15 protein-coding genes are annotated in these 20,939 nt (G+C 38.1%); 10 read left to right on the plus strand and 5 right to left on the minus strand.

Translation table 11 applies throughout. The annotated features are described in order from the left end of the window. Window positions 1-341: 341 nt before the first annotated feature. Entirely contained in the window at window positions 342-665 is a 324-nt protein-coding gene (gene trxA / locus ACM03V_RS29885) for a thioredoxin (RefSeq protein ID WP_096659245.1), read from the minus strand. A gap of 393 nt (window positions 666-1,058) precedes the next feature. Further along, complete coding sequence (locus tag ACM03V_RS29890; protein ID WP_414624442.1) at window positions 1,059-2,222, minus strand: GuaB3 family IMP dehydrogenase-related protein; 1,164 nt, start codon at window positions 2,220-2,222, stop codon at window positions 1,059-1,061. A gap of 988 nt (window positions 2,223-3,210) precedes the next feature. Here ACM03V_RS29890 and ACM03V_RS29895 point away from each other — a divergent pair. The 8 genes from ACM03V_RS29895 (at window position 3,211) to ACM03V_RS29930 (ending at window position 12,386) form a co-directional block, all read left to right on the plus strand. Then, window positions 3,211-5,742, plus strand: a complete 2,532-nt coding sequence (locus ACM03V_RS29895; RefSeq protein ID WP_414624443.1) for an endonuclease MutS2 — start codon at window positions 3,211-3,213, stop codon at window positions 5,740-5,742. Window positions 5,743-6,053: 311 nt separating this feature from the next. Next, a complete protein-coding gene (locus ACM03V_RS29900; RefSeq protein WP_414624444.1) occupies window positions 6,054-6,659 on the plus strand; it encodes a DUF3038 domain-containing protein in 606 nt (201 codons plus the stop codon). Between the two features lie 24 nt (window positions 6,660-6,683). Then, window positions 6,684-8,252, plus strand: a complete 1,569-nt coding sequence (locus tag ACM03V_RS29905) for a DUF4335 domain-containing protein (RefSeq protein ID WP_414624445.1) — start codon at window positions 6,684-6,686, stop codon at window positions 8,250-8,252. Window positions 8,253-8,820: 568 nt separating this feature from the next. Next, complete coding sequence (locus ACM03V_RS29910; protein WP_414624446.1) at window positions 8,821-9,891, plus strand: LOG family protein; 1,071 nt, start codon at window positions 8,821-8,823, stop codon at window positions 9,889-9,891. A 273-nt stretch (window positions 9,892-10,164) separates the two neighbouring features. Beyond that, window positions 10,165-10,455: a type II toxin-antitoxin system Phd/YefM family antitoxin gene (locus ACM03V_RS29915; protein WP_414624447.1), complete on the plus strand. Its 291-nt coding sequence runs from the start codon at window positions 10,165-10,167 to the stop codon at window positions 10,453-10,455. Further along, on the plus strand, window positions 10,439-10,741 hold the full coding sequence (locus tag ACM03V_RS29920) for a type II toxin-antitoxin system RelE/ParE family toxin (protein WP_414624448.1): 303 nt from the start codon (window positions 10,439-10,441) through the stop codon (window positions 10,739-10,741). The genes ACM03V_RS29915 and ACM03V_RS29920 overlap by 17 nt, the downstream gene beginning before the upstream one ends. Window positions 10,742-11,158: 417 nt before the next feature. Then, complete coding sequence (ssb, locus tag ACM03V_RS29925) at window positions 11,159-11,677, plus strand: single-stranded DNA-binding protein (RefSeq protein WP_414624449.1); 519 nt, start codon at window positions 11,159-11,161, stop codon at window positions 11,675-11,677. A 106-nt stretch (window positions 11,678-11,783) separates the two neighbouring features. Next, complete coding sequence (locus tag ACM03V_RS29930) at window positions 11,784-12,386, plus strand: hypothetical protein (protein WP_414624450.1); 603 nt, start codon at window positions 11,784-11,786, stop codon at window positions 12,384-12,386. Between the two features lie 78 nt (window positions 12,387-12,464). Here ACM03V_RS29930 and ACM03V_RS29935 read toward each other — a convergent pair whose 3' ends face one another. The 3 genes from ACM03V_RS29935 to ACM03V_RS29945 all read right to left on the minus strand — a co-directional run bounded on the left by ACM03V_RS29935 (window position 12,465) and on the right by ACM03V_RS29945 (window position 17,232). Continuing rightward, entirely contained in the window at window positions 12,465-13,940 is a 1,476-nt protein-coding gene (locus tag ACM03V_RS29935; protein WP_414624451.1) for a leucyl aminopeptidase, read from the minus strand. Between the two features lie 241 nt (window positions 13,941-14,181). Then, window positions 14,182-15,450 carry a hypothetical protein gene (locus ACM03V_RS29940; RefSeq protein WP_414624452.1) on the minus strand — a complete coding sequence of 423 codons (1,269 nt, stop codon included), beginning with the start codon at window positions 15,448-15,450 and terminating at the stop codon, window positions 14,182-14,184. Window positions 15,451-16,416: 966 nt separating this feature from the next. Further along, window positions 16,417-17,232 (minus strand): alpha/beta fold hydrolase, encoded by an 816-nt coding sequence (locus tag ACM03V_RS29945; protein ID WP_414624453.1) that lies wholly within the window; start codon window positions 17,230-17,232, stop codon window positions 16,417-16,419. Window positions 17,233-18,181: 949 nt separating this feature from the next. Between ACM03V_RS29945 and metG the strand changes: the two genes are divergently transcribed. Together metG and ACM03V_RS29955 are read left to right on the plus strand one after the other, a co-directional pair. Next, the gene (gene metG / locus ACM03V_RS29950; protein ID WP_414624454.1) at window positions 18,182-19,774 is read left to right on the plus strand and encodes a methionine--tRNA ligase; all 1,593 of its coding nucleotides are present in this window, start codon (window positions 18,182-18,184) and stop codon (window positions 19,772-19,774) included. Window positions 19,775-20,020: 246 nt separating this feature from the next. Further along, window positions 20,021-20,659: an NYN domain-containing protein gene (locus ACM03V_RS29955; RefSeq protein WP_414624455.1), complete on the plus strand. Its 639-nt coding sequence runs from the start codon at window positions 20,021-20,023 to the stop codon at window positions 20,657-20,659. Window positions 20,660-20,939: the final 280 nt, after the last annotated feature.

The raw sequence follows: 20,939 nt of genomic DNA on the forward strand, positions 1-20,939 counted from the left end.
TATCTACTACTCACTCATATAGCTGTTCCCTCTCTTGGTCAGCTACAAGTGCGCCTTTCGGCGGCGGGGTCTGACCGCTGTTCCCTGTGTAAACCAAATGTTAAATTAATTTTGCACAGGTACTTAGTTTATTAAATCAGCCTATCTGTTAACTAATGAAGGATTGACGTGACATTCGTAGTAAAAGCGTCTGATTCTTCGTTGACAGAAATGAGCCGCATCAATAGAAAAACTAGATTTATATAGTCAAGTATTAGACATTGCGATACTTAACAGATAATAAACCTAGTTTCTTGAATCTTTAAGCTGACTTAATTAACAAAATGCAGGTTGATAAATTTTTAAAGGTACTTTTCCAAAGTATTAGCTAAAGTGGTTTTGGGAACCGCTCCAACAACCATATCAACTTTTTGCCCACCTTTAAAAATCATCAGTGTAGGAATACTGCGGATACCGTATTGAGAAGCAACATTAGGATTCTCGTCTGTGTTAACTTTTACAACTTTAATTTGACCCTCGTATTGTGAGGAAATTTCATCTACAACGGGGGCTACCATGCGACATGGCCCACACCAGGGTGCCCAAAAGTCAACTAACACAGGAACTTCACTATCGAGTACTTCCTGCTTAAAACTGGAGTCTGTAACTTGTGTGGCTGATGACATGCCTTAAAACCTTATAATTCAGATGTTTTTGATTTTTGTCAAATTTTACCACAGCAAAAACCACTGCTTTTGCATTTGGAATATACATTTACAGAGTAGCGCGAAAATTTATTCCAACGCATAAGGAACCGCCCGAACAATAGTCCGGGCGGAGTGTGGTGTGAGGAGTGAACGGAAACATGCGTCTCCGCTATTTCTATTGTAGGCGACATATGCGATTTTTCCAGCCATAGTTTAAAAGTAAGGAAAATTTCTTTAAGAATATGTTGGACACTTAGCTGTATTGAATTGAAAATAGTTAACGATTGATGGTTTTTTGAATAATCGTCATATCCCAACCAATCGCTAACTATTGCATATTTCTCATACCTTATATCTTTTGACTCAATTTATTTATTTACCCATGCCTAAATGTTGAGCTTTCTGATATACTTTGCCTTCTGTTAATAGTGATGGAGCAATAACAATTTCAACCTGCTGCATCTCTTTAAGATTTTTTGCTCCCAGGGTACCCATGCTTGTTTTTAAAGCGCCTAAAAGATTGTGAGTACCGTCATCAAGTTGTGCTGGCCCAGTTAGTATTTGTTCTAAAGTACCAGTGGTGCCTACATTAATGCGAGTGCCGCGAGGCAATACGGGAGATGGGGTTGCCATACCCCAGTGATAGCCGCGTCCGGGGGCTTCGGCGCATCTAGCGAAGGGAGAACCAATCATTACACCATCAGCACCGCAAGCAATGCATTTACAAATATCGCCGCCAGTGATTAAACCGCCATCGGCAATTACTGGTACGTAATTTCCAGTTTCTTTGTAATAATCATCTCTAGCAGCCGCACAATCGGCGATCGCACTTGCTTGAGGAACACCTACTCCCAAGACTCCACGGGAAGTACAGGCGGCACCAGGTCCAATTCCGACTAATACCGCAGCAGCACCAGCTTTCATTAAGTTAAGAGTGACTTCATAGCTGACACAGTTACCTAAAGCTACTGGCATGGGCATTTCCCGACAAAATTCAGCTAAATCCAAAGGAGTTATCGATTCAGGAGATAGATGTGCGGTAGAAACCACTGTAGCCTGTACAAAAAATAAATCTGCTCCAGCTTCAGCTACCAACGAACCATACTTACTAGCACCAGCAGGAGTCGCGCTAACTGCGGCGATACCACCGCTCGATTTGATTTGTTGAATTCGTTGTTTTACTAATTCCGACTTAATTGGTTCTGCATAAAGTTCTTGCATTAAGGGTACAAATTCATCTTTGTTCACCCCAACGATGCGATCCAAAATTGGCTCTGGATTTTCATACCGCGTTTGAATTCCCTCTAAATTAAGTACCCCTAATGCTCCTATTTCTGATAAACATATAGCCATACGAACATCAACGACACCATCCATTGCACTAGCGATTATGGGAATTTCTCGCTCAATATTACCGATACGCCATGTCGTATCCGCTAATGCTGGATCTAATGTTCTTGTACCTGGCACTAAAGCAATTTCATCTATGCCGTAAGCCCTGCGGGCTGTTTTTCCCCGCCCAATTTGAATATCCACGCGCTTTTACTTATTCTCATGTATTTAAGCTAGAGTATCAAATTGTGGGAGTATTGTGAGCAGTTTTTTTGAAACTGATTGTTTCAAGTAGAACAGATAAAAAATCGCATTAAAAAATCATTGATAAATTTGTCAAACGATACTATTAGTCTCGTTACTTAACAAGAGTGTTTTTCTATTTATCCTGCATCCATGTTAGAACTAGGGTTTTACTCGTTTGATATTTCAATTTAGTCATCGCTATTATCCGGAATCTTTGACCTACCCTTCTAGCAATAATAAGCTCAAAATAGGGCGAACAAAGATATTTAGGTATAAGTTAATTGATCTTTTTGGTTTTAACTTAGTAATACTTAATACAAGTATTTTTTCTAAACACTCCCAAAAAACAAAGTATTTACCCTTAATAAATTCCTATAAAAAGTATTTTATATTACAAGAAGTTGATATAGCGAAGGTCAAAGTATTATTAAAAACTTATAAATATTTTGTAGTTACCTTTAATTGTGCGATTTAGATGTTTAGGACTAAAGCAAAAATAGATTATAATTGTTTACAACTTGAAGTACGCGAATATTTTTATTAAAAGCTCCACCGCTATTAGTTGGGAATTGGATGGAAATTTAAACCTTAACAAGACTGCTTGCAAGCCAATTGACGACTTCGGTATTAAACCCGCTAAAAGCTAAAAGCTGGATAAAAAAGATGACTTTATTAGCTGTATATCTAAAAAGATCGGAATCGTCGTTGTAAAATAAGCTTATTGATTGACTTCTACCACAGCCTTAAAAAGTACTAATGCATATAGGTATAAATTGTGTATAAAATAAATGGGAATAAAGAATATATATTATAGATAACTAGGTTTAAAAATCTACACCGAAGTAAAAATCACTAACAGAATATAAAAAATACAGACATCCGGTTTGCAAGCGTCCAGAATCGCTAATATTGTTAACATAACTTCAAAAATATTATTTAAATAGCCTTGATCCAATCAGAAACACTAGAATTATTGGAATGGTCCCGCTTATGCCAGCATTTGTCCACTTTCGCGGCAACCAAGCTGGGGGCGATCGCCTCACGTAACATCGCGATACCTTCTTCTCAAGCAGAAAGCGAATATTTATTAGAACAAACCAAGCAAGTATACGAATTAGAAAATCGTTTAGACAATGGGATTTCCTTTGAAGGGATTCAAGATTTCGGTGATTCCTTGGAAAGAGCCGAACTCAAAGGCATTTTGGCAGGGGATGAATTATTAGCGATCGCCACAACCTTGGCGGGAATCAGAAATCTACGTCGTCTAATCGATAACCATCCAGATTTAGAAGTATTAACCGAATTAGTTGCCGATCTAAGAACTTATCCAGAATTAGAAAAAGAAATCCATCGCTGTATTGACGAGCGAGGACAAGTAACAGACCGTGCTAGTGAGAAACTCGGCGATATTCGCAATTCACTGCGTCAAAACCGCAGTCAAATCACTAAAAAGCTGCAAAATATCATCCAGGTAAAGGCGAACGCCCTTCAAGAAACAATAATCACTCAACGTAGCGACAGATTTGTAATTCCGGTAAAAGCACCCCATAAAGATGCAATTCCCGGTATAGTACATGACACTTCGACAAGCGGAGCCACTCTATATGTGGAACCCAATTCCGTTGTACCGATGGGTAATCAACTGCGTCAATTATTGCGAAGAGAACAAGTAGAAGAAGAAGCAATTCGCCGCAATTTATCAGAGCAAGTAGCTGAAGTAAAACCAGATTTAGAAAAATTATTAGCTGTAGCAACTATTTTAGATTTAGCTACAGCGAAAGCAAGGTACAGCTTTTGGTTGAAAGCGAATCCCCCTCGTTTTATTAATCCTGTTGAAGAAAATATTACTTTGCGGGAATTACGACATCCGTTATTAATATGGCAGCAGCATCACGAAGAAGGGCATCCAGTAGTTCCGGTAAACTTAGTTATAAATCCATATATTCGAGTTGTTACCATTACCGGGCCAAACACTGGTGGTAAAACAGTAACTCTTAAAACCCTGGGTTTCGCAACATTAATGGCAAAAATAGGTTTATTCGTACCCGCCCGCGAGCCGGTAGAATTGCCTTGGTTTGACCAAATATTAGCAGATATTGGTGACGAACAATCCTTAGAGCAGAGCTTATCCACTTTTTCTGGGCATATTCGCCGGATTAGTCGGATTTTGGATGCAGTTTCCACAGTTGAAGAAGAGGGACAAGGAGACAAGGAGACAAGGGGAGGACACTTCCGTGCGGGGGTTCAAAGCGTTGAGGAAAGTGTCCGTAGACAAGGGGATAAAGAAGAAGAACATTTTACTTCCCCCTCTCCCCCACTCTCCCCCTCCCCCACTCCTTCCTCCTTAGTTCTTCTCGACGAAGTTGGAGCAGGTACCGATCCAGTAGAAGGTAGTGCTTTAGCCATTGCTTTGTTGCGTTATCTTGCCGATAATTCAATGCTGACAATTGCTACCACCCACTTTGGCGAATTGAAAGCACTCAAATATCAAGACGAACGTTTTGAAAATGCTTCGGTAGAATTCGATGAAGCAACTTTGTCACCAACTTACCGTTTACTCTGGGGAATTCCCGGACGTTCTAATGCTTTAGCAATTGCTTCTCGCTTGGGATTAAAAGCAGAAGTAGTAGAAAAAGCAAAAGATGAAATGGGTGGTGCAACGGATGAAGTTAACCAAGTTATTGCTGGATTAGAAGCCCAACGTCGTCGTCAAGAAGAAAAAGCAGCACAAGCGCAAGATTTGTTGCAGCAAGCAGAACGTTTTTATAAAGAAGTTTCGGCAAAAGCTACCGACTTAGAGGAAAGGGAAAAATCTTTACGTGCCTCTCAGGAAATAGCAGTACAGCAAGCAATTGCTTCAGCAAAAGGTGAAATAGCTGCTGTAATTAAACGTTTGCAGCAAGGCAATCCAACTGCTCAAGACGCGAAAAAAGCTACCGATAATATAAATAAATTAGCAGATAGATTTATACCCAAAACAGAACCTAAGCAAAAAGTCGGGTTTATGCCCAAAGTTGGCGAACGAATTCGCATTCCCAAATTAGGACAAACCGCAGAAGTGTTAACAGCCCCTGACGAAGATGGGGAATTTAACGTCCGCTTTGGAATCATGAAAATGACAGTCAAGTTGGAAGACGTAGAATCTCTAAGTGGAGAAAAAGCAGAGTCACCAGCTAAAGCAAAACCAGCAGCAAAACCAGCACCACCACCGCCTCCTGTAGAAAATACGCCTTTAATTAGAACTTCCCGAAATACCGTAGATTTACGTGGAAGAAGAGTAGCCGATAGTGAATTAATTTTAGATAAAGCAATCTCAGAAGTTGATAGAGCAATATGGATAATTCACGGACACGGAACCGGAAAACTGCGCCAAGGAGTTCACGTTTTTTTAAAGCAGCATCCTAGAATTAGCAATTACGAAGCAGCACCGCAAAATGATGGTGGGACTGGGGTTACGATCGCGTATATTAAACAGTGAGGAGTTAGGAGTTAGGAGTTAGGAGTTAGGAGTTAGGAGTTAGGAATTATTAGCGAGGGGATTATGAAATAAGATATCCCCAATTCCCAATGCCCAATTACCAATTACCAATTACCAATTAAAAATTTCCCTTTGACAAAACAGAGATTGAATCTAAAGTAGATAAAAGACAAATTGCTGTTGACTGAAATCAGGTAAAAAGCTTGCCAAATTGCGAACTTTTTGCTATTGCTTGCGGAAACCAATATAAAATGTTGAGAGTCTGGTTTCAAAATGGGTAACAGCAACAGTCCTTACCAGCCCGATCACCTATGCTTAAAGTTATGCACTCTGCTGGCGATTCACCCACTATTAGTTCCCAGTGGGAGGATTTAACTAATATTGCCGCCCCAAGATCCATTCAATGGGACGATATCAAAGCCCAAATTGATTTGGTGCTGTTGGCGCTAGAAGCTTTGACTGGCATCGGCTCCGAGGCAATGCTCTCAGCGGCAATTAATCTTAATTTAGAATCAAGAGTACCAGACCGGGTGGCGCTGTGGCGATTGCGCCAATCTAATCCCATACGTAAAGGTCAGGGAGGCAGAAAAAAATTAGATGTAGAAGAAGCTCGTTCGTTAGTTTTGATTACTTGCTATCTTGCCAAGCAGCACCAAGAATTAATTCGTCGTGCTGTTGACTTGTTAGAACAAAATGCTCAAAATAACCGCGAACCTCATTACTCCGCTTTATTAGGAGATTACATCGATGCTTTCTGCAACACTTATCAAGAGCGGATGGAAGAGGATGAGAAAATATCAACGGATATACTCACCAATTTGGCACTCAAACTACTGATAGATTTAGTATTTTACAGTGGTCCCGGTGGACATCGCCGTCTCTGGTTAGCACTTATAGACCGTTCAACCAAATTTTGAAATGTCCAAGACGCATTTACTGCCATGCCTCTATCAAATTCAGTGATTCGTCGGTATACGCCGCCTACCTGCACGTTAGAAGTTTTGGCGCAAAGTTCTCCTTTGTCGCGTTGGATGGGTAAATCCGTTCTCAAGCAGGTCAGATTTAACCTTCGTTTTGACGATCCGCGACAACCTGAAAAAGAACTTATTATAATCCAAGGCGACCGGGATCAGTTGGAAGCTTTATCTACGGCAGTCTCAGGTTACGTACAGGAAATCTTGCAACAGTCACCAGAAAATTTCTGGGCTTCGAGAGTTGAAGCACATTCAGCCAGTAAAACATCTGAGCCAACATCGGTGGAAGATGTTTCTAACTTGGAACCAAATATTTCTAACCCTAGAAATGAATTTGCCTATAGGGGAAATATTTATTTACAACCAAGCAGCAATTTGACTCATCAACTGTTTCTTGGTTCCTTAGCGAACCAGGTTAGCGGTGCTTCAATTCAATTAGGCTTGCTGCAATTATTTGATTTAGCAACAGCTTTAGATGAGTATATGGCTGATGTTGTTGCTTTACCCAGCGAACGATCGCAACCTGGTATAAATCGCTTTGCAATACCTGGTTGGGCACCTGTTGCCGCCGTGCTGGTATTAGGCTTGGGTTTAATGCCACTTACCCTTCAATATGCTAACCGTCTTCGAGAAAATAAGACGGGTGAAACCGTGGCAACAGCAAACAAAGAAATTGGAAACGATCCTGCTTCTACGCTGTTAACTCCATTACCAACACCACAGAGTTCGCTTACCCCTTTACCGACTCTATCGCCATTACCAAATTTAGGTACGGGTTTAAATCTGCCTAATGCTTCTTCACCAGTGCCGGGGGCATCCCCCCTTCCAACCTTAGCAGCAACTCAAAAGCCTGGTACAACCTTTCCTTCAGCCTCTACAAACCCGTCAAGTAGTTTGTCGAACATTCCTTTACTGCCATCAGGTAGTGATAGTTTTGGTAGTAGCGCAGCGACAAAACCCCAGTTAGAAAAACCACCTTTTCCTCTAACTCCTAATTCTCCTGGATCTAAACCGAATCTTGGAGGAAATGTTTCTGGATCAACTCCTACAAGTAAAACTAGTTTGCCATCGCTGACTAATCCATCTACAGCCAAACTTCCAGAAAATCCTTCAAAACAAACGGGTGCAATTCCTCAAACTGGAAATGATCGAAATGATTTGCTGACTAATTTGCCTAAATCTAACAGCATAGCAACAGAATCAAAAGAAAATAATCCTACAACAACTGCCGCAGCCAATAGCGAAACATTATTTGATACCAATCAAGTTGTAGAAGTCAGAAATTATCTTAGTAAACGCTGGAAACCACCTAGTGGTTTATCACAGCCTTTGGAATACAGTATGACAGTAGGTGTTGATGGTGCCCTCGAACAAATTCTTCCTTTAGGAAAAGCTGCAAGAGATTATGTTGACAGTGCTGGTATTCCAAAAATTGGTCAACCTTTCGTTTCTTCTAGTCGTAACGGACAGAATGTAAGACTTCGTGCAGTTCTTAACCCTAATGGTAAAGTACAAGTTTTTCCTGAAACTGATTAGGTGTTCAAAATTTAATTTCTATATCGTAAAATGCTCCTCGCCCTTTCTTGGACGAGGATTCTCAATGAAGGCTCGAACACTAATTAATGATTGAATTTTGGCAGCTTTTAATCAAACTTTTGTTTTGCTTGCATCGATGATACAAAGTGGGTTAAGTTGAAAATGCAAATGAAAGGAGCTATAAAATATTTGTATAGATATAGGCGTATCAATATACGTCAGTTTTATATTTTAAATAAAAATCTATATTAATAAATAATTACTCCACCGGCAAAAATTGGCGACGGCAATCGTTATAACCTTGGTTTTATTAACCAGAGGTGCTTTTTTATGTTAAAAAGTAATCCTACTTTTTCGACGCAAATTCACATCTACTAATTTAATTATTTGCTAATTATCACAGTTTTAATACTGCCAATGATGAATTAATAAGTAGAAATACCATCGCCTTTATGGGTCGATCAAGTTCAAAATAATAGATTGTGGACTATAAACCCCCCTCTAGGGCGGTAAACAGGCTCTACACTAAACTTTAGTAAATTATAATGTTATTTTGGCATCAACTGTCATGACCTCCAATGATTTTTATACATCAGAGCATCTTCAAGCGGATATCGTTGAGTTAATAGGAAAATTACCCAAGTTAAAGAATCGGAAATACATCGAGCAGGCTTTAAATACTGTATTACGGCTTTCCCAAGAAGAAGAAATTGATCGGCTAGATTGGAAAATATTATCCTCATCTCTGGCAGATATGGAACGGGGTTTCCAGTTGTTTCATAACTACCGTCACGTTCGCAAAGTTACCATATTTGGTTCGGCACGTTTATCCCCAGAAACACCAGACTATAAGATGGCAAGAGACTTTGGTCGTTGCGTGGCTGAATTAGGATTCATGGTAATTACTGGTGGTGGTGGTGGCATAATGCACGCCGGACATGAAGGTGCCGGAAGGGAAAATTCCTTTGGTTTAAATATCGAATTGCCGTTTGAACAAGAGGCAAACCCAATTATTGAGGGTGATGAGAAATTAATTCACTTTAAATATTTCTTTACCCGCAAGCTATTTTTGCTTAAAGAAAGCGATGCAGTAGCTTTATTCCCCGGTGGTTTTGGCACTCAAGACGAAGCATTCGAGTGCATGACTTTGAGTCAAACTGGTAAATTTGGCCCAGTGCCGTTGATTTTAATCGATCATCCCGGTGGTGATTACTGGAAGTCTTGGAGCGAATATATTGATAAGCAGTTAGTAGCAAAAGGTTTAGTAAGTCCTGAAGATCCGAGTTTATATACCGTTACAGACAACTTACAGGTTGCTTGTGATGCCATAACTCAATTTTTCAAAGTTTATCACTCCAGTCGCTACGTTGGCGATCGCCTAGTGATTCGTTTAAAGTCAGAATTATCTGATGCTGAAGTAGACAAGCTAAATACTGAATTCAGCAGCATTTTGGTGAAAGGAAAAATTGAGAAAAGTCAGGCTTTAGCGCAAGAAGCAACTGACGAAGCGGTTGGACTTCCCCGCTTGCTGCTGTACTTCAATCAAAAGGATTTGGGAAGATTGTATCAGATGATTGCAACGATTAACCAAATGGGACATCCTTCGGTTGAAGATACAAAGCATCCGGAAAGGAAGTGAATTTGGGCATGGGGGAGTGAAATGCAAATGCCCTCAGACTGGAAGTCTGGGGCTACACAAACAAAGCCCGTCTTCACGGGCTAAGAATAAGTAATTTCCAGCTTTCTGACTCACTCGTTTGACTCGTTCCCAGCCTCCGGGCTGGGAATGCTGTTTTAGGAGGCTCTGCCTTCGGTACAATTGCGTTTTGATTATTTCGGACGGGCTTCTAACCTGTACCATATAAATTTGTTAGCATTAAATTTAGTGCAAATTTGATGCATAATTAATTATATGTTAAATATCAGTCGAGATATTCATTCACTTTCAAGCTTTAAACGGAATACGCCTTCATTTATCGAACAAATGAAGCAGACAGGAGAACCCGTAGTATTAACGGTTAATGGTAAAGCCGAAATAGTAGTTCAAGATGCAGAGTCTTATCAAAAATTGCTTGATGCGTTGGAAAGGTTGGAAGCCATAGCCGGAATAAAACAGGGGCTAGAAGATGTAGAGGCTGGTAGAACGGTTTCTATGGAAGGATTTGAGCAGGAAATGCGACAAAAGTATGACATTTCAAGTTAGGTTTACTCAAACGGCAAAGGTTGAGATTGATACTGCTTATTCTTGGTTAAGAGCGCAAAACTCACTTTATGCAGATAATTGGTTTAGGGATTTGATGGATACTGTTGCTACTTTACAAGAAATGCCTTTGCGTTGTGGTTTAGCCCCCGAAAATGACACATTTACTGAAGAAATTCATCAACTTATTTACGGTAAATCAAAAAATAAGTACCGAATTTTATTTACTCTTCGGGATATTCTGTTTTCATACTTCATGTACGTCACAGTTCCCAAGCTCCATTCATAGGTGACATTGAAGAAGAAGAGGATTTTTGAAAGAATGCTTTTACTTTGTTTTCCGTAGGAAGCATTATTTAAGCATAGTTTAATTAATACTTCTTACCTTCTGCCCCCTGCCTTTTTTTGTAACTTTTTTATTACTAGCTACCTATCTAAGTCTATGAGACTGCGTTTAATCGCTCATATTCTTACGGACAACCTCCCCTAAAACTCTACAAGAGTGGGGCTATCCAAACAAAGCCCACCTGCATGGGTTAAATTCGATGCATCTTTATAAAGAAATGGTATCAGCTTAAGTTGCTGTTATAAAAATCTATTTTTTGGGAACTATATAAATAACTACTGAACACAAAATCACAAGAGAATTTTCAGTAGATACTTTCATCATTACCAATAACATTAAGTAAATATGATATTGAACAGAGTGGTACTAGTTGGTTATGCAGATCAAGAACCAGAGCTACTTTATTTCAAAAGTGGCAAGATACTTTGTAAATTTCCTATTGTAGTGCAGTCATTTAGTGATACTGGTGAAACGCTGCTTGAATGTATAGATTTAGAATTATGGAATAAAACTGCTAAGGTAGCTGCTCAGTATGTTCCTAAAGGGAGAGAAATTAGTATTATTGGTTCCTTAAAATGTTCAAATTGGAAAAATAGAAAAACAGGTAAACCAAGGCAATCAGCGATAGTTATTGTTAGCCAACTTCATCTTCTTGGATCGGTCATGAAGGTTGCCAAGCATTTTACTGAGCAAGTTAATACAAATGATTATAAAGAATACTATGAAGATTCCGATCGCCAAGACTATCAAGAAGATTTATATGAAGATTATTCTCAACCCTGTGATGAGTATGATACTTCAATAGAATGCGGCTATTTAGATGACATGGACTACGGTTATTTAGATGATTTGGATAATATATACGAACATCTATATTAAGCATTAAACTTTTTTAATTGTACTTTATTGTACCTTTCATAAAAAATGAGGTAGGGCATTTTTTAACATCTTTTGTTTCAAAAAAATAATAAAAATTTTTTTTCCTATGGGCATTAATCCACATATTAGGTTTGGAATTTCAAAGTCAGGACGTTATATTTTAGATTTTATTCCAAGAGAACAGATTCATAGGTATTTAAATCGGCTTAAATTTTATAGCGTAAATTATGAAGTCGTAACTAGAAAACAAGAATTCAAGCTTACTCAACAAAAAGTTTGTTATGTGGTGTTTTTTGATATGGATAAAAAGTTGAAAGACAAGCTAAAAGCAGCATACGGATTTATCGATGCAAGAGAATATCCAATATCTAAAGATTTAATGTGTTTTTTTATGGAAGTTCGATATGTTATTGCTTATAATAACAATTTTTCTCATCAGATGAAAAACTACTTAAATCAACATATTGGTTTTACATACAAATTAATTATTATTGAAAACAATACAATTTGTATGCCAAAAAAACATTTTGTTGATGTAATTATTGAAGATATTAATAATTATATTGGTATTACCAATGAACAAGATAATGATGAAGAAACTAGAAAAAAATTATTAAAGATACGAAATTTGATTTATGAGTATAAGGAAATTACTGGTGAAAGACACAAACAACCTGTTTTTGATTTTGGAGGTGTTCCAAGATATTAAGATATTCTCGCCTTAATCATGTGATTAAAGATTAATTCCCCGGTGGGCAAATGCCCACCAAAAAAACTAATTAAACTGTTAGCTAAGAACCCAATTAACTAAAGTCCGCACGCCGAAACCAGTTGCTCCAGAAGGATTATAACCGTTTTCCTTATCCGTCCAAACTGGCCCCGCAACGTCTAAATGCGCCCAAGCAGGGGTATCTTTAACAAACTGCTTCAAAAACAAAGATGCAGTAATCGAACCACCCGCACGAGGTCCCGTATTCTTCATATCGGCAATACCAGATTTTAAGCCTTCAAAATACTTCTCTTCCATCGGCATCCGCCAGAATTTTTCTCCGGCACTTTCGGAAGCTTTTTGCAATTCGGATGCTAATTCATCGCTGGGAGTAAATAATCCGGCAATTTCGTTTCCTAAAGCAACAATACAGGCTCCTGTCAAAGTTGCTAAATCCACGATCGCATCTAATCCCAACTTGTCAGCAAACACTAACGCATCAGCTAACGTCAAACGTCCTTCAGCGTCGGTGTTATTAACTTCGATAGTTTTACCGTTAGAAGCTTTGAGGATATCGCCGGGATGCATAGCGTGTCCGCTAATCATGTTTTCCGCAACGGCAGAAATAAAGTGAACTTCGGTATCAGGCTTGAGTTGAGCGATCGCTTTGGCAGCACCCAAGGTAGCCGCAGCACCACCCATATCCATTTTCATAGTTTCAATACCGCTACCGGCACCTTTGATATTTAATCCACCAGAATCGAAGGTTACACCCTTACCAACAATTGCTAACTTACGTCTCGGCGTACCTTGGGGTTTGTAGGTAAGGTGAATAAACTTCGGAGGCAAATCGGAAGCTTGCGCTACTCCCAAAAAAGCACCCATCCCTAACTTTTCACATTCTTCTTTTTCCAGAATTTCTATCTCTAAACCATGTTCGTCAGCCATCGCTTGAGCAACTTCCGCCATAGTTACGGGTGTTACTTCATTAGCTGGGGCTGCAACTAATTGCCGTGCCAGCATTACCCCCGAAGCTATTTGATTGGCAAGGGTAACTGCTGCTTCTTGTCCGCCCAAACCTAGTAAATCTACGGTTTCTACTTGTGTTTCTTTTTCTTCAGGTTCCGACTTGAAGCGGTTATCTTGATAAAGTGCTAACTGTACACCTTCGGCGATCGCCTGGGCAGTTTGTGCTGCGTCATCATGACAAATTGGTAAACTGATGCCCAAACTCTTACACTTTTGCTTATAAGCTAACTTTCCAGCTGAAGCTGCTGCACGTCGCAAGCTTTCAGTATTCCAAGCATCGGCTTTACCCAAGCCCACTAAAATAATTTTACGAATAGAAGTACCACCACTTAAGCGAGTGAAAGCAGTACTATTAGGCTTTCCTTTAAATTCTTCGTCTTCTATTAATTCTTTTAAGGCACCAGCTAGCTTTTGATCTAAAGCAGCTAAATCGCCAGTTAAATCTAACCCATCTTCAAATAATCCTACCGCTAAACCATCTCCAGACCAATCTGAAAGCGGTGTATTACTCGCTCTAATTTCCATTTCGTATCCAAGAATTGACTTTACTTGTACCAGTATTGCTTAAAAATCGCGCTTTGTACTGTTGGATTGAACGAGTTAAACGATTTTGGATTTTAGATTTTAGATTTTAGATTTTGGATTAACAAGTAGGAAGTAGGGAGTAGGGAGTAGTTAGTTTATTCTTCATCTTGTCTCGCGATTCCCCCATCTTCCTATCCCTTTCTGCCCAATTCCTAATTAATTATTGATAATTGATCATTGATCATTGATTCTTGACTACTGACTCAATAGAATTCGCATCAATATCAAATTTGCTAGTAATAGCGTTAATTATGTTTTGCTCAACTGGGGTGGTTTCATGGTTCAATTTTGCAATTCGATAACACTGAGCTAATAATGGCGCTGCAAAATCTCGATTTAATTGATTAAGTAAGGTATCCAAGGGCTGGGGAGATTTAATATTTTGCTCGATCGCTTCTAAAGATTCGGAACTTAAGTTTAATGCTTGCAACTGCGGCTGTATTTCTGACCAAGTTTGTTCTGGATGACTTGCAAGAATCATGTGTACTAAAATTTGATCCATTACTGCTTCTTGAGTAATAGCAGTTTGTAGATAATTTTCGCTTTGTTGCTGTAATTTTGCTATTGTTTCTTCGCTGCTTAAAGATTCTGACGCGCTTAACTTGGTTTCATAAAAACGACAAGCAGCATATCCCAAAGAAAAAATCATCGTCGCGTTAGCGCTTGCACCAATTACTGCACCGGCAAAAGGTATATTTCGCAGTAATCGCAACCCTGCTGTTTTTAGAAGACGACCACCTCCCAATCCTAAACCAAAAATTGCTAATACTTCACCTTTGCGGGCTGAATTTTGCAAATCTAACCCATAGATAGATGCAATTTGATAAACCATTTCTGACTGCAATTCTGTGGTTGCTGCTAAATCAACTGCTAACAATGCCGCAGCAGCACCCGGTAAAATACTCGTGGTTAAACCAATTCCACCGGCTTTGACTGCTTTGTCTACCATGATGCGGTGAGCAAGTTGAGTGGGTGAATCATCAGGGTACTTTTGTTTTAAATGTTTAATTGCGGCTTCTGCTTTTACCAAGTCAACATTATCGCTAGCACCTACAAGCCAGTTTAAATTTACGACTCCAGCTAATCTGTGGATCAGCCAGTTATCAGAAATATGGCTGACTACATTTCCTGCTGTTTCGGTGGCTTGCTCGATCATTTTGTGAGTTTGTTTTGCCGCAACTTCCCCTACTGAAGCTACGGTGGAAACGACTGCCGAGCCTGCTTCTAAAGCGCTGCCACCAACAATTGCTCCTACTCCTAATGCTGTATTGGTAATTGTTCCGCCTACTTCACCTACCGTTTTAGCCAAGGATTCTAAAGGTGATGTCTCTGAATCTTCTTGTATTGGTATTTCAACTTCTTTTTTTGGAGCTTGAGGTTGAATCTTAACTTCTGTTTGTGAAGCTGAAGGGGTTGGTTGAGATGATTTTTGTCCAGATTGATCTGACATTGAAAGATTCCGGTGGATATGTATAAAATTATTTCTTATCTAATATATAGCCGAGCAACTATTACTTCTACATCCACCTAAAAGCGCAATGATACTGCGACTAAATGAATAAAAATCATGGTTACATCGGTATTTCCTAAGTCAAATTTATGTCAGATAAAACGTTTTTAAGAGCAAGCATAAAATAATATAAAGAGACTTTCAAAGGATAAATGATTTTATTTAAAAAATATAGTTTGTGTTGTATTATGCAGCTTTTAATCGCTACTTTTCGTAAATATTGCATAAATTATACTATAAGAAAGCCGTCTTATTATGTTTGAAAACCTTTTTTATATTGAATGAAGTAAGTGGGTCAAATTAAATATAAAACCTCACCCTCAATCCCTCTCCTTACTAAGGAGAGGGAAGCGGTCGGCAGGGTGAGGTCTTATTTTATATTTAATTACGCCTACTTACTAAACACTTTGTTAATAATTCTATAATTATGATTTATTAAATAGATTATAATTGAGATATAGCATAAGGCATTATTTCTTTCCATCGACTATATCCGATTGAGTTTGATATCCAAAATCTAAGTTAAATATTAATATGTATCCGCATATACTTGTATTTTTATAAACTTTAATAACTAGCACTTTGTATGAATTTTTGTTGAAAATATAAAAATATGCTGGTTGATTATTCGGATAACAAAATTTATTTGATGAATATTAAAACTGTAGATGCACCATGATAGGACTCTGACTTCAAGTCAGGGTCTTTTTTTTTGCAAATAATTTAGAAGATTTTCTAGTTTTGTTGGGGTTATTAGCTTACTAAGTGCGGCTATAGCCTAAATAATCCGAACAAGAAACTATTAGAGAAAATAAAATAAATAATTTTAGCTAACTTTAAAAACCCGGCATTTAAAAATACCGGGTTGAGAAAAACAACAATCGTTACTTTAAAATACACAAAGCTTCAAGGTATTGAATTAACTTCGCTACTGCATTCTAAAAAGTTATTGTCACGCATTATTTCGTAAAGATTGATATCCTTTTCTAACAAACAAGCGTGTCCGCTTTCTGAAAGTACTAGAATTTCAGCATTGGAAAAAATATTTCCTAGTCTTAAAGCTTCTGTGGTAGAAGGTAAAAGTCTATCATTAGCACCAGCAATCAATAAAATCGGTTGAGTCAACTGCTTTAGTTTGGATTCGTCAATGTAAAACTCCCGAAGCAATGATATTCTCCAACGTATTGTTTCGGGGGGAACCGATCGCATCGCTTTTAAAAGTTCTTGGCGATCGCCACTGCTCATTCTTGGCAAAGAAGCTAGAAACGGTAGTAATCCTAAAGCACCCACATCATAAAAAAAGTTAGGTACAAAGTCCGTAAACTGCGAACTCCAATCAAAAAAAGGACGAATCCGAAAGCTGGAAGCAGGATTTAAAAGTATTATGCGCTTAAACAGATGTGGTGCTGCAATTGCTACCTTGAGTGCCAAACAACCCCCAAAGGATTCTCCACACAGATACACCGATCTTTGGGGTGTATTTTTAATTTCGCCGTGAATTAATTTTAATACGCTTGATACAAGTTCATCCCAATTAGTCAAGTCATCTCGCGGTATTGCTAAACAACGCACATCAAAGTAAGCTTCCAAACCTTCAGTTTGAGTTCGCAATAGTTGCCCTGAGCCATCCATTCCTGGCAAATATATAAATAGCGGATAATTCGATTGTATTGTTCTTGGAGCAAGGAAACACGGCTGTAGTTCAACTTTTGGTCTATTCATCAGTTAGTAGTTAATTGTCAATAGTCAGTTTATTTTTAAATTTTTTCAAAACCTTGAAAAAGCTTTTGAGCTAAGCTACTTGGGTATACATCTAAATAGTAATTTTAATCAATTTTGTCTGTAATTTCTTCTACTATAGTTCTTGCCTGTTTTTACCGAAATATTTTTGATGTTACCCTGCGTTCTAATAAGAACAACTAATAAAGAAATTAGCATGATTTATAGATACGGCATTTTTGTTAGCTTCTTCAAAACAACTAATGCTAGCTAAGCGGGAGCAAAGTCTCTAAGATTTGCTGATGACGTGGTGAGAAGCGAATCTTACTCAAAACTAATTTATAGAGTGAAGGGTGGAAAATTTCACAAATTTTTGCTTTGTGGACACTTATGTGATGTCATGGCGGCAAGCAAAACGAATTTTATTTAATAATGCCCTTATTAATAGAGGTGCATCTATAAAGTACGTTTAAACCTTAATGTATTTGATTCTCGTAATCGCTAAAAATTCTTGTAGATAGCGAATGAAGGTAGCAAGCGATAAATTACTAATAGATTATTCCAACTCATAAGTTTTCGATATCAAGTCTATCAGAACATCTGAGTTAAGCTAGAGTGATTTTTTACATTTTTTTATTTAGATGCAACTATCTGTCTTACAGAAAAATTATTCTTCGAGAGGAAATACTTTATTAAAGAAAAATATTTTGTATTTATGGTAACAAGAATTCAAAAAATATTTCTCAATAATCTCAATAATATTAGTTTCTAAATATATTATTCAGACTATATCAATTCTACTTATACTTATTTTTAAATAAACGGGAAGCAAATAAATTTGTTAGCATTAAAATGCCAGTTGAAAAAGCATGGCTAATATTGTATAATTGCGTGGTTTTACCTGAAAATTTCAGATAGAAAACTGTTTTTTTAGAAGTAATTTTATTTGTGCATGAGTCTAGTGGATAAAACAAAAAATACATTTGCTCTGACTACACCGCTATATTATGTAAACGATTTGCCTCACATCGGCAGTGCCTACACGACAATGGCAGCAGATGTAATGGCACGCTTTCAAAGACTTATGGGTCATGAGGTACTTTTAGTTACAGGTACTGACGAACACGGACAAAAAATTCAGCGGACAGCAGAAAGTAAAGGTATTGAACCCCAAGAATTTAGCAACCAAATGTCTGCGGGATTTGTGTCGCTGTGGGAATTGCTCAATATTCAATACGATCGCTTTATCCGCACTACCAATCCAAATCATGAAAAGATCGTAAAAGAGTTCTTCGGAAGACTCTGGGAAAGCGGCGATATTTATCTTGGTCAGCAAAAAGGTTGGTATTGCGTTTCTTGCGAAGAATTTAAAGAAGAACGCGAATTGCTAGAAGGAAATCTTTGTCCCATCCATACGAATAAAGAAGTGGAATGGCGAGACGAAGAAAATTATTTCTTTAAGCTATCAAAATATCAAAGCCAACTTGAAGAATTGTATCAGTCTCGACCGGATTTTCTTCAACCAGAAAGTAGGCGAAACGAAATTCTCAACTTTATTAAAGGAGGGTTGCAAGATTTTTCGATTTCGCGAGTGAATTTAGAGTGGGGTTTTCCGGTACCTAACGATCCAAAGCACACTTTGTATGTTTGGTTTGATGCTTTGCTCGGATATGTAACTGCACTACTAGAACCGGATTCAGAGCCAACATTAGAAAACGCTTTGGCTAAATGGTGGCCAATCAATTTGCATTTAATCGGTAAAGATATTTTACGCTTTCATGCGGTTTCCTGGCCTGCATTGTTGATCAGTGCCAATTTACCTTTACCTAAAAGAGTATTTGGACACGGTTTTTTGACCAAGGATGGTCAGAAAATGGGTAAAAGTCTTGGTAATACCATTGACCCCGTAGAATTGGTAAAGAAATATGGCTCTGATGCAATTCGTTATTACTTTATTAAGGAAATTGGATTTGGTAAAGATGGCGATTTTAATGAAGTTAGATTCATTGAGGTCGTAAATGCAGATTTGGCGAAGAATTTAGGTAATTTGCTAAATCGCAATTTAAAAATGGTCAAAAAATATTGTGGGGGAAACGTACCGTCGATCGCCAGTGAAAATGTCCCTGACGATAATCCTTTAAAAGCAATTGGCTTGCAATTAGGGGAACAGGTAAAAGCCAACTATGAAGCCCTAGCTTTCGATCGAGCCTGCGAAGCAGTTCTGCGATTGTCTCAAGCTTGTAATAAGTATATTGACGACCAAGCACCCTGGTCATTATACAAACAAGGACAACAGCAAGAAGTAGAAATTGTTTTGTACGTTGTTTTAGAATCGGTAAGGTTGGCAGCTTATCTTCTTTCTCCGGTAATCCCAAACATTAGTAGCGATATATACCAGCAATTAGGTTTTGGAATTGACTTTAACAATCAGATCGATACTGCAAAATTAGCACCCTTTGCCGTACATGGAAATTGGGGTTTACTCAGTAGCGGACAAGAGTTAGGCCAAGCAAAGCCAATTTTTCAAATGATTGAATTGAGTTAGAAAATATTAATTCAATATTTGATTTTTTATTGTACCTCTGGTAACAAAAAAACAAAAAGGAAGCAAATTATAAATTTATAATTCTGCTTGCACTAGTTACAAAGGTTGATTTCTCAAGGTGTAAGTATTAGCCTTGAATGATTATCATAAATAGCCGAAACTTACGTATGAATATCATGCAGGAGTTTCAATTATTACAATAATAGCAAAGTTAATTGCAAAAATAACAAATGAGGTATCAGAAAAATGTTGAATAATTTACAAGAAGAGTCAATATTTACGGCAGAACAAGTTTTAGAAAATAGAGGTCGCGTAGCGATATTTATTGACGGCTCAAACTTGTTTTACGCTGCATTACAGTTAGGCATTGAAATTGACTACACCAAATTGCTTTCCAGGCTAACAGGTGGTTCGAGATTGCTGCGTTCGTTTTTTTATACTGGTGTAGACAGAACAAATGAAAAACAGCAGGGATTTTTGTTGTGGATGCGGCGCAACGGTTATAGAGTAATAGCCAAAGATTTGGTACAGCTACCAGATGGCTCCAAAAAAGCTAATTTGGATGTGGAAATTGCGGTAGATATGATGGCTTTGGTAGATTCTTACGATACTGCTGTTTTGGTCAGTGGTGATGGGGATTTAGCGTATGCGGTGAATTCAGTTAGTTATCGCGGTGTTAGAGTAGAAGTAGTCAGTTTACGTTCTATGACTAGCGATAGTTTGATTAACGTTTCCGATCGCTACATTGATTTAGAAGCCGTTAAAGATGATATTCAAAAGACACCTCGTCAGGGATATCCTTACCGCCCATTACCCGAAATGAGTTTTCTAGAGCAAGCACCTGGTATGGTAGATCCTCATCCTCGTTTGGAAATTCAAGAATAAAGCAAAAAAGTAAAAATAGTACGGCGAGCTGGTAAGTGGGCGATCGGTTATTGGACATCAAAAACTAATTATCCAAAATTTATCTTTATTAAGATGCGTTGGTTAGCTGAATTCTTTCAATATTGAGGAATTTTCACTACTAACGCATCTTAATTATGGGAATATTTTTTTGTAAATTAAGGTTATAGCTGTACCTAGAAGTTGATTTCATCAGTTATGAAGGGTTCTTAAGGTTCGTAGTAGCGCTTCAGCGCATCCGGATTCCGGATGCGCTGAAGCG

Source organism: Calothrix sp. CCY 0018 (assembly GCF_963920925.1).
In the GTDB taxonomy this organism is placed as follows: domain Bacteria; phylum Cyanobacteriota; class Cyanobacteriia; order Cyanobacteriales; family Nostocaceae; genus Rivularia.

Bases quoted from the DNA above. Each gene is read 5' to 3' on its own strand.
- ACM03V_RS29900 (WP_414624444.1), top strand. From the start codon at position 6,054: ATGCTTAAAGTTATGCACTCTGCTGGCGATTCACCCACTATTAGTTCC.
- ACM03V_RS29935 (WP_414624451.1), bottom strand. From the start codon at position 13,940: ATGGAAATTAGAGCGAGTAATACACCGCTTTCAGATTGGTCTGGAGAT.
- ACM03V_RS29930 (WP_414624450.1), top strand. From the start codon at position 11,784: ATGGGCATTAATCCACATATTAGGTTTGGAATTTCAAAGTCAGGACGT.
- ACM03V_RS29905 (WP_414624445.1), top strand. From the start codon at position 6,684: ATGCCTCTATCAAATTCAGTGATTCGTCGGTATACGCCGCCTACCTGC.
- ACM03V_RS29955 (WP_414624455.1), top strand. From the start codon at position 20,021: ATGTTGAATAATTTACAAGAAGAGTCAATATTTACGGCAGAACAAGTT.
- ACM03V_RS29920 (WP_414624448.1), top strand. From the start codon at position 10,439: ATGACATTTCAAGTTAGGTTTACTCAAACGGCAAAGGTTGAGATTGAT.
- ACM03V_RS29940 (WP_414624452.1), bottom strand. From the start codon at position 15,450: ATGTCAGATCAATCTGGACAAAAATCATCTCAACCAACCCCTTCAGCT.
- ACM03V_RS29915 (WP_414624447.1), top strand. From the start codon at position 10,165: ATGTTAAATATCAGTCGAGATATTCATTCACTTTCAAGCTTTAAACGG.
- ACM03V_RS29910 (WP_414624446.1), top strand. From the start codon at position 8,821: ATGACCTCCAATGATTTTTATACATCAGAGCATCTTCAAGCGGATATC.
- ACM03V_RS29945 (WP_414624453.1), bottom strand. From the start codon at position 17,232: ATGAATAGACCAAAAGTTGAACTACAGCCGTGTTTCCTTGCTCCAAGA.
- trxA (WP_096659245.1), bottom strand. From the start codon at position 665: ATGTCATCAGCCACACAAGTTACAGACTCCAGTTTTAAGCAGGAAGTA.
- metG (WP_414624454.1), top strand. From the start codon at position 18,182: ATGAGTCTAGTGGATAAAACAAAAAATACATTTGCTCTGACTACACCG.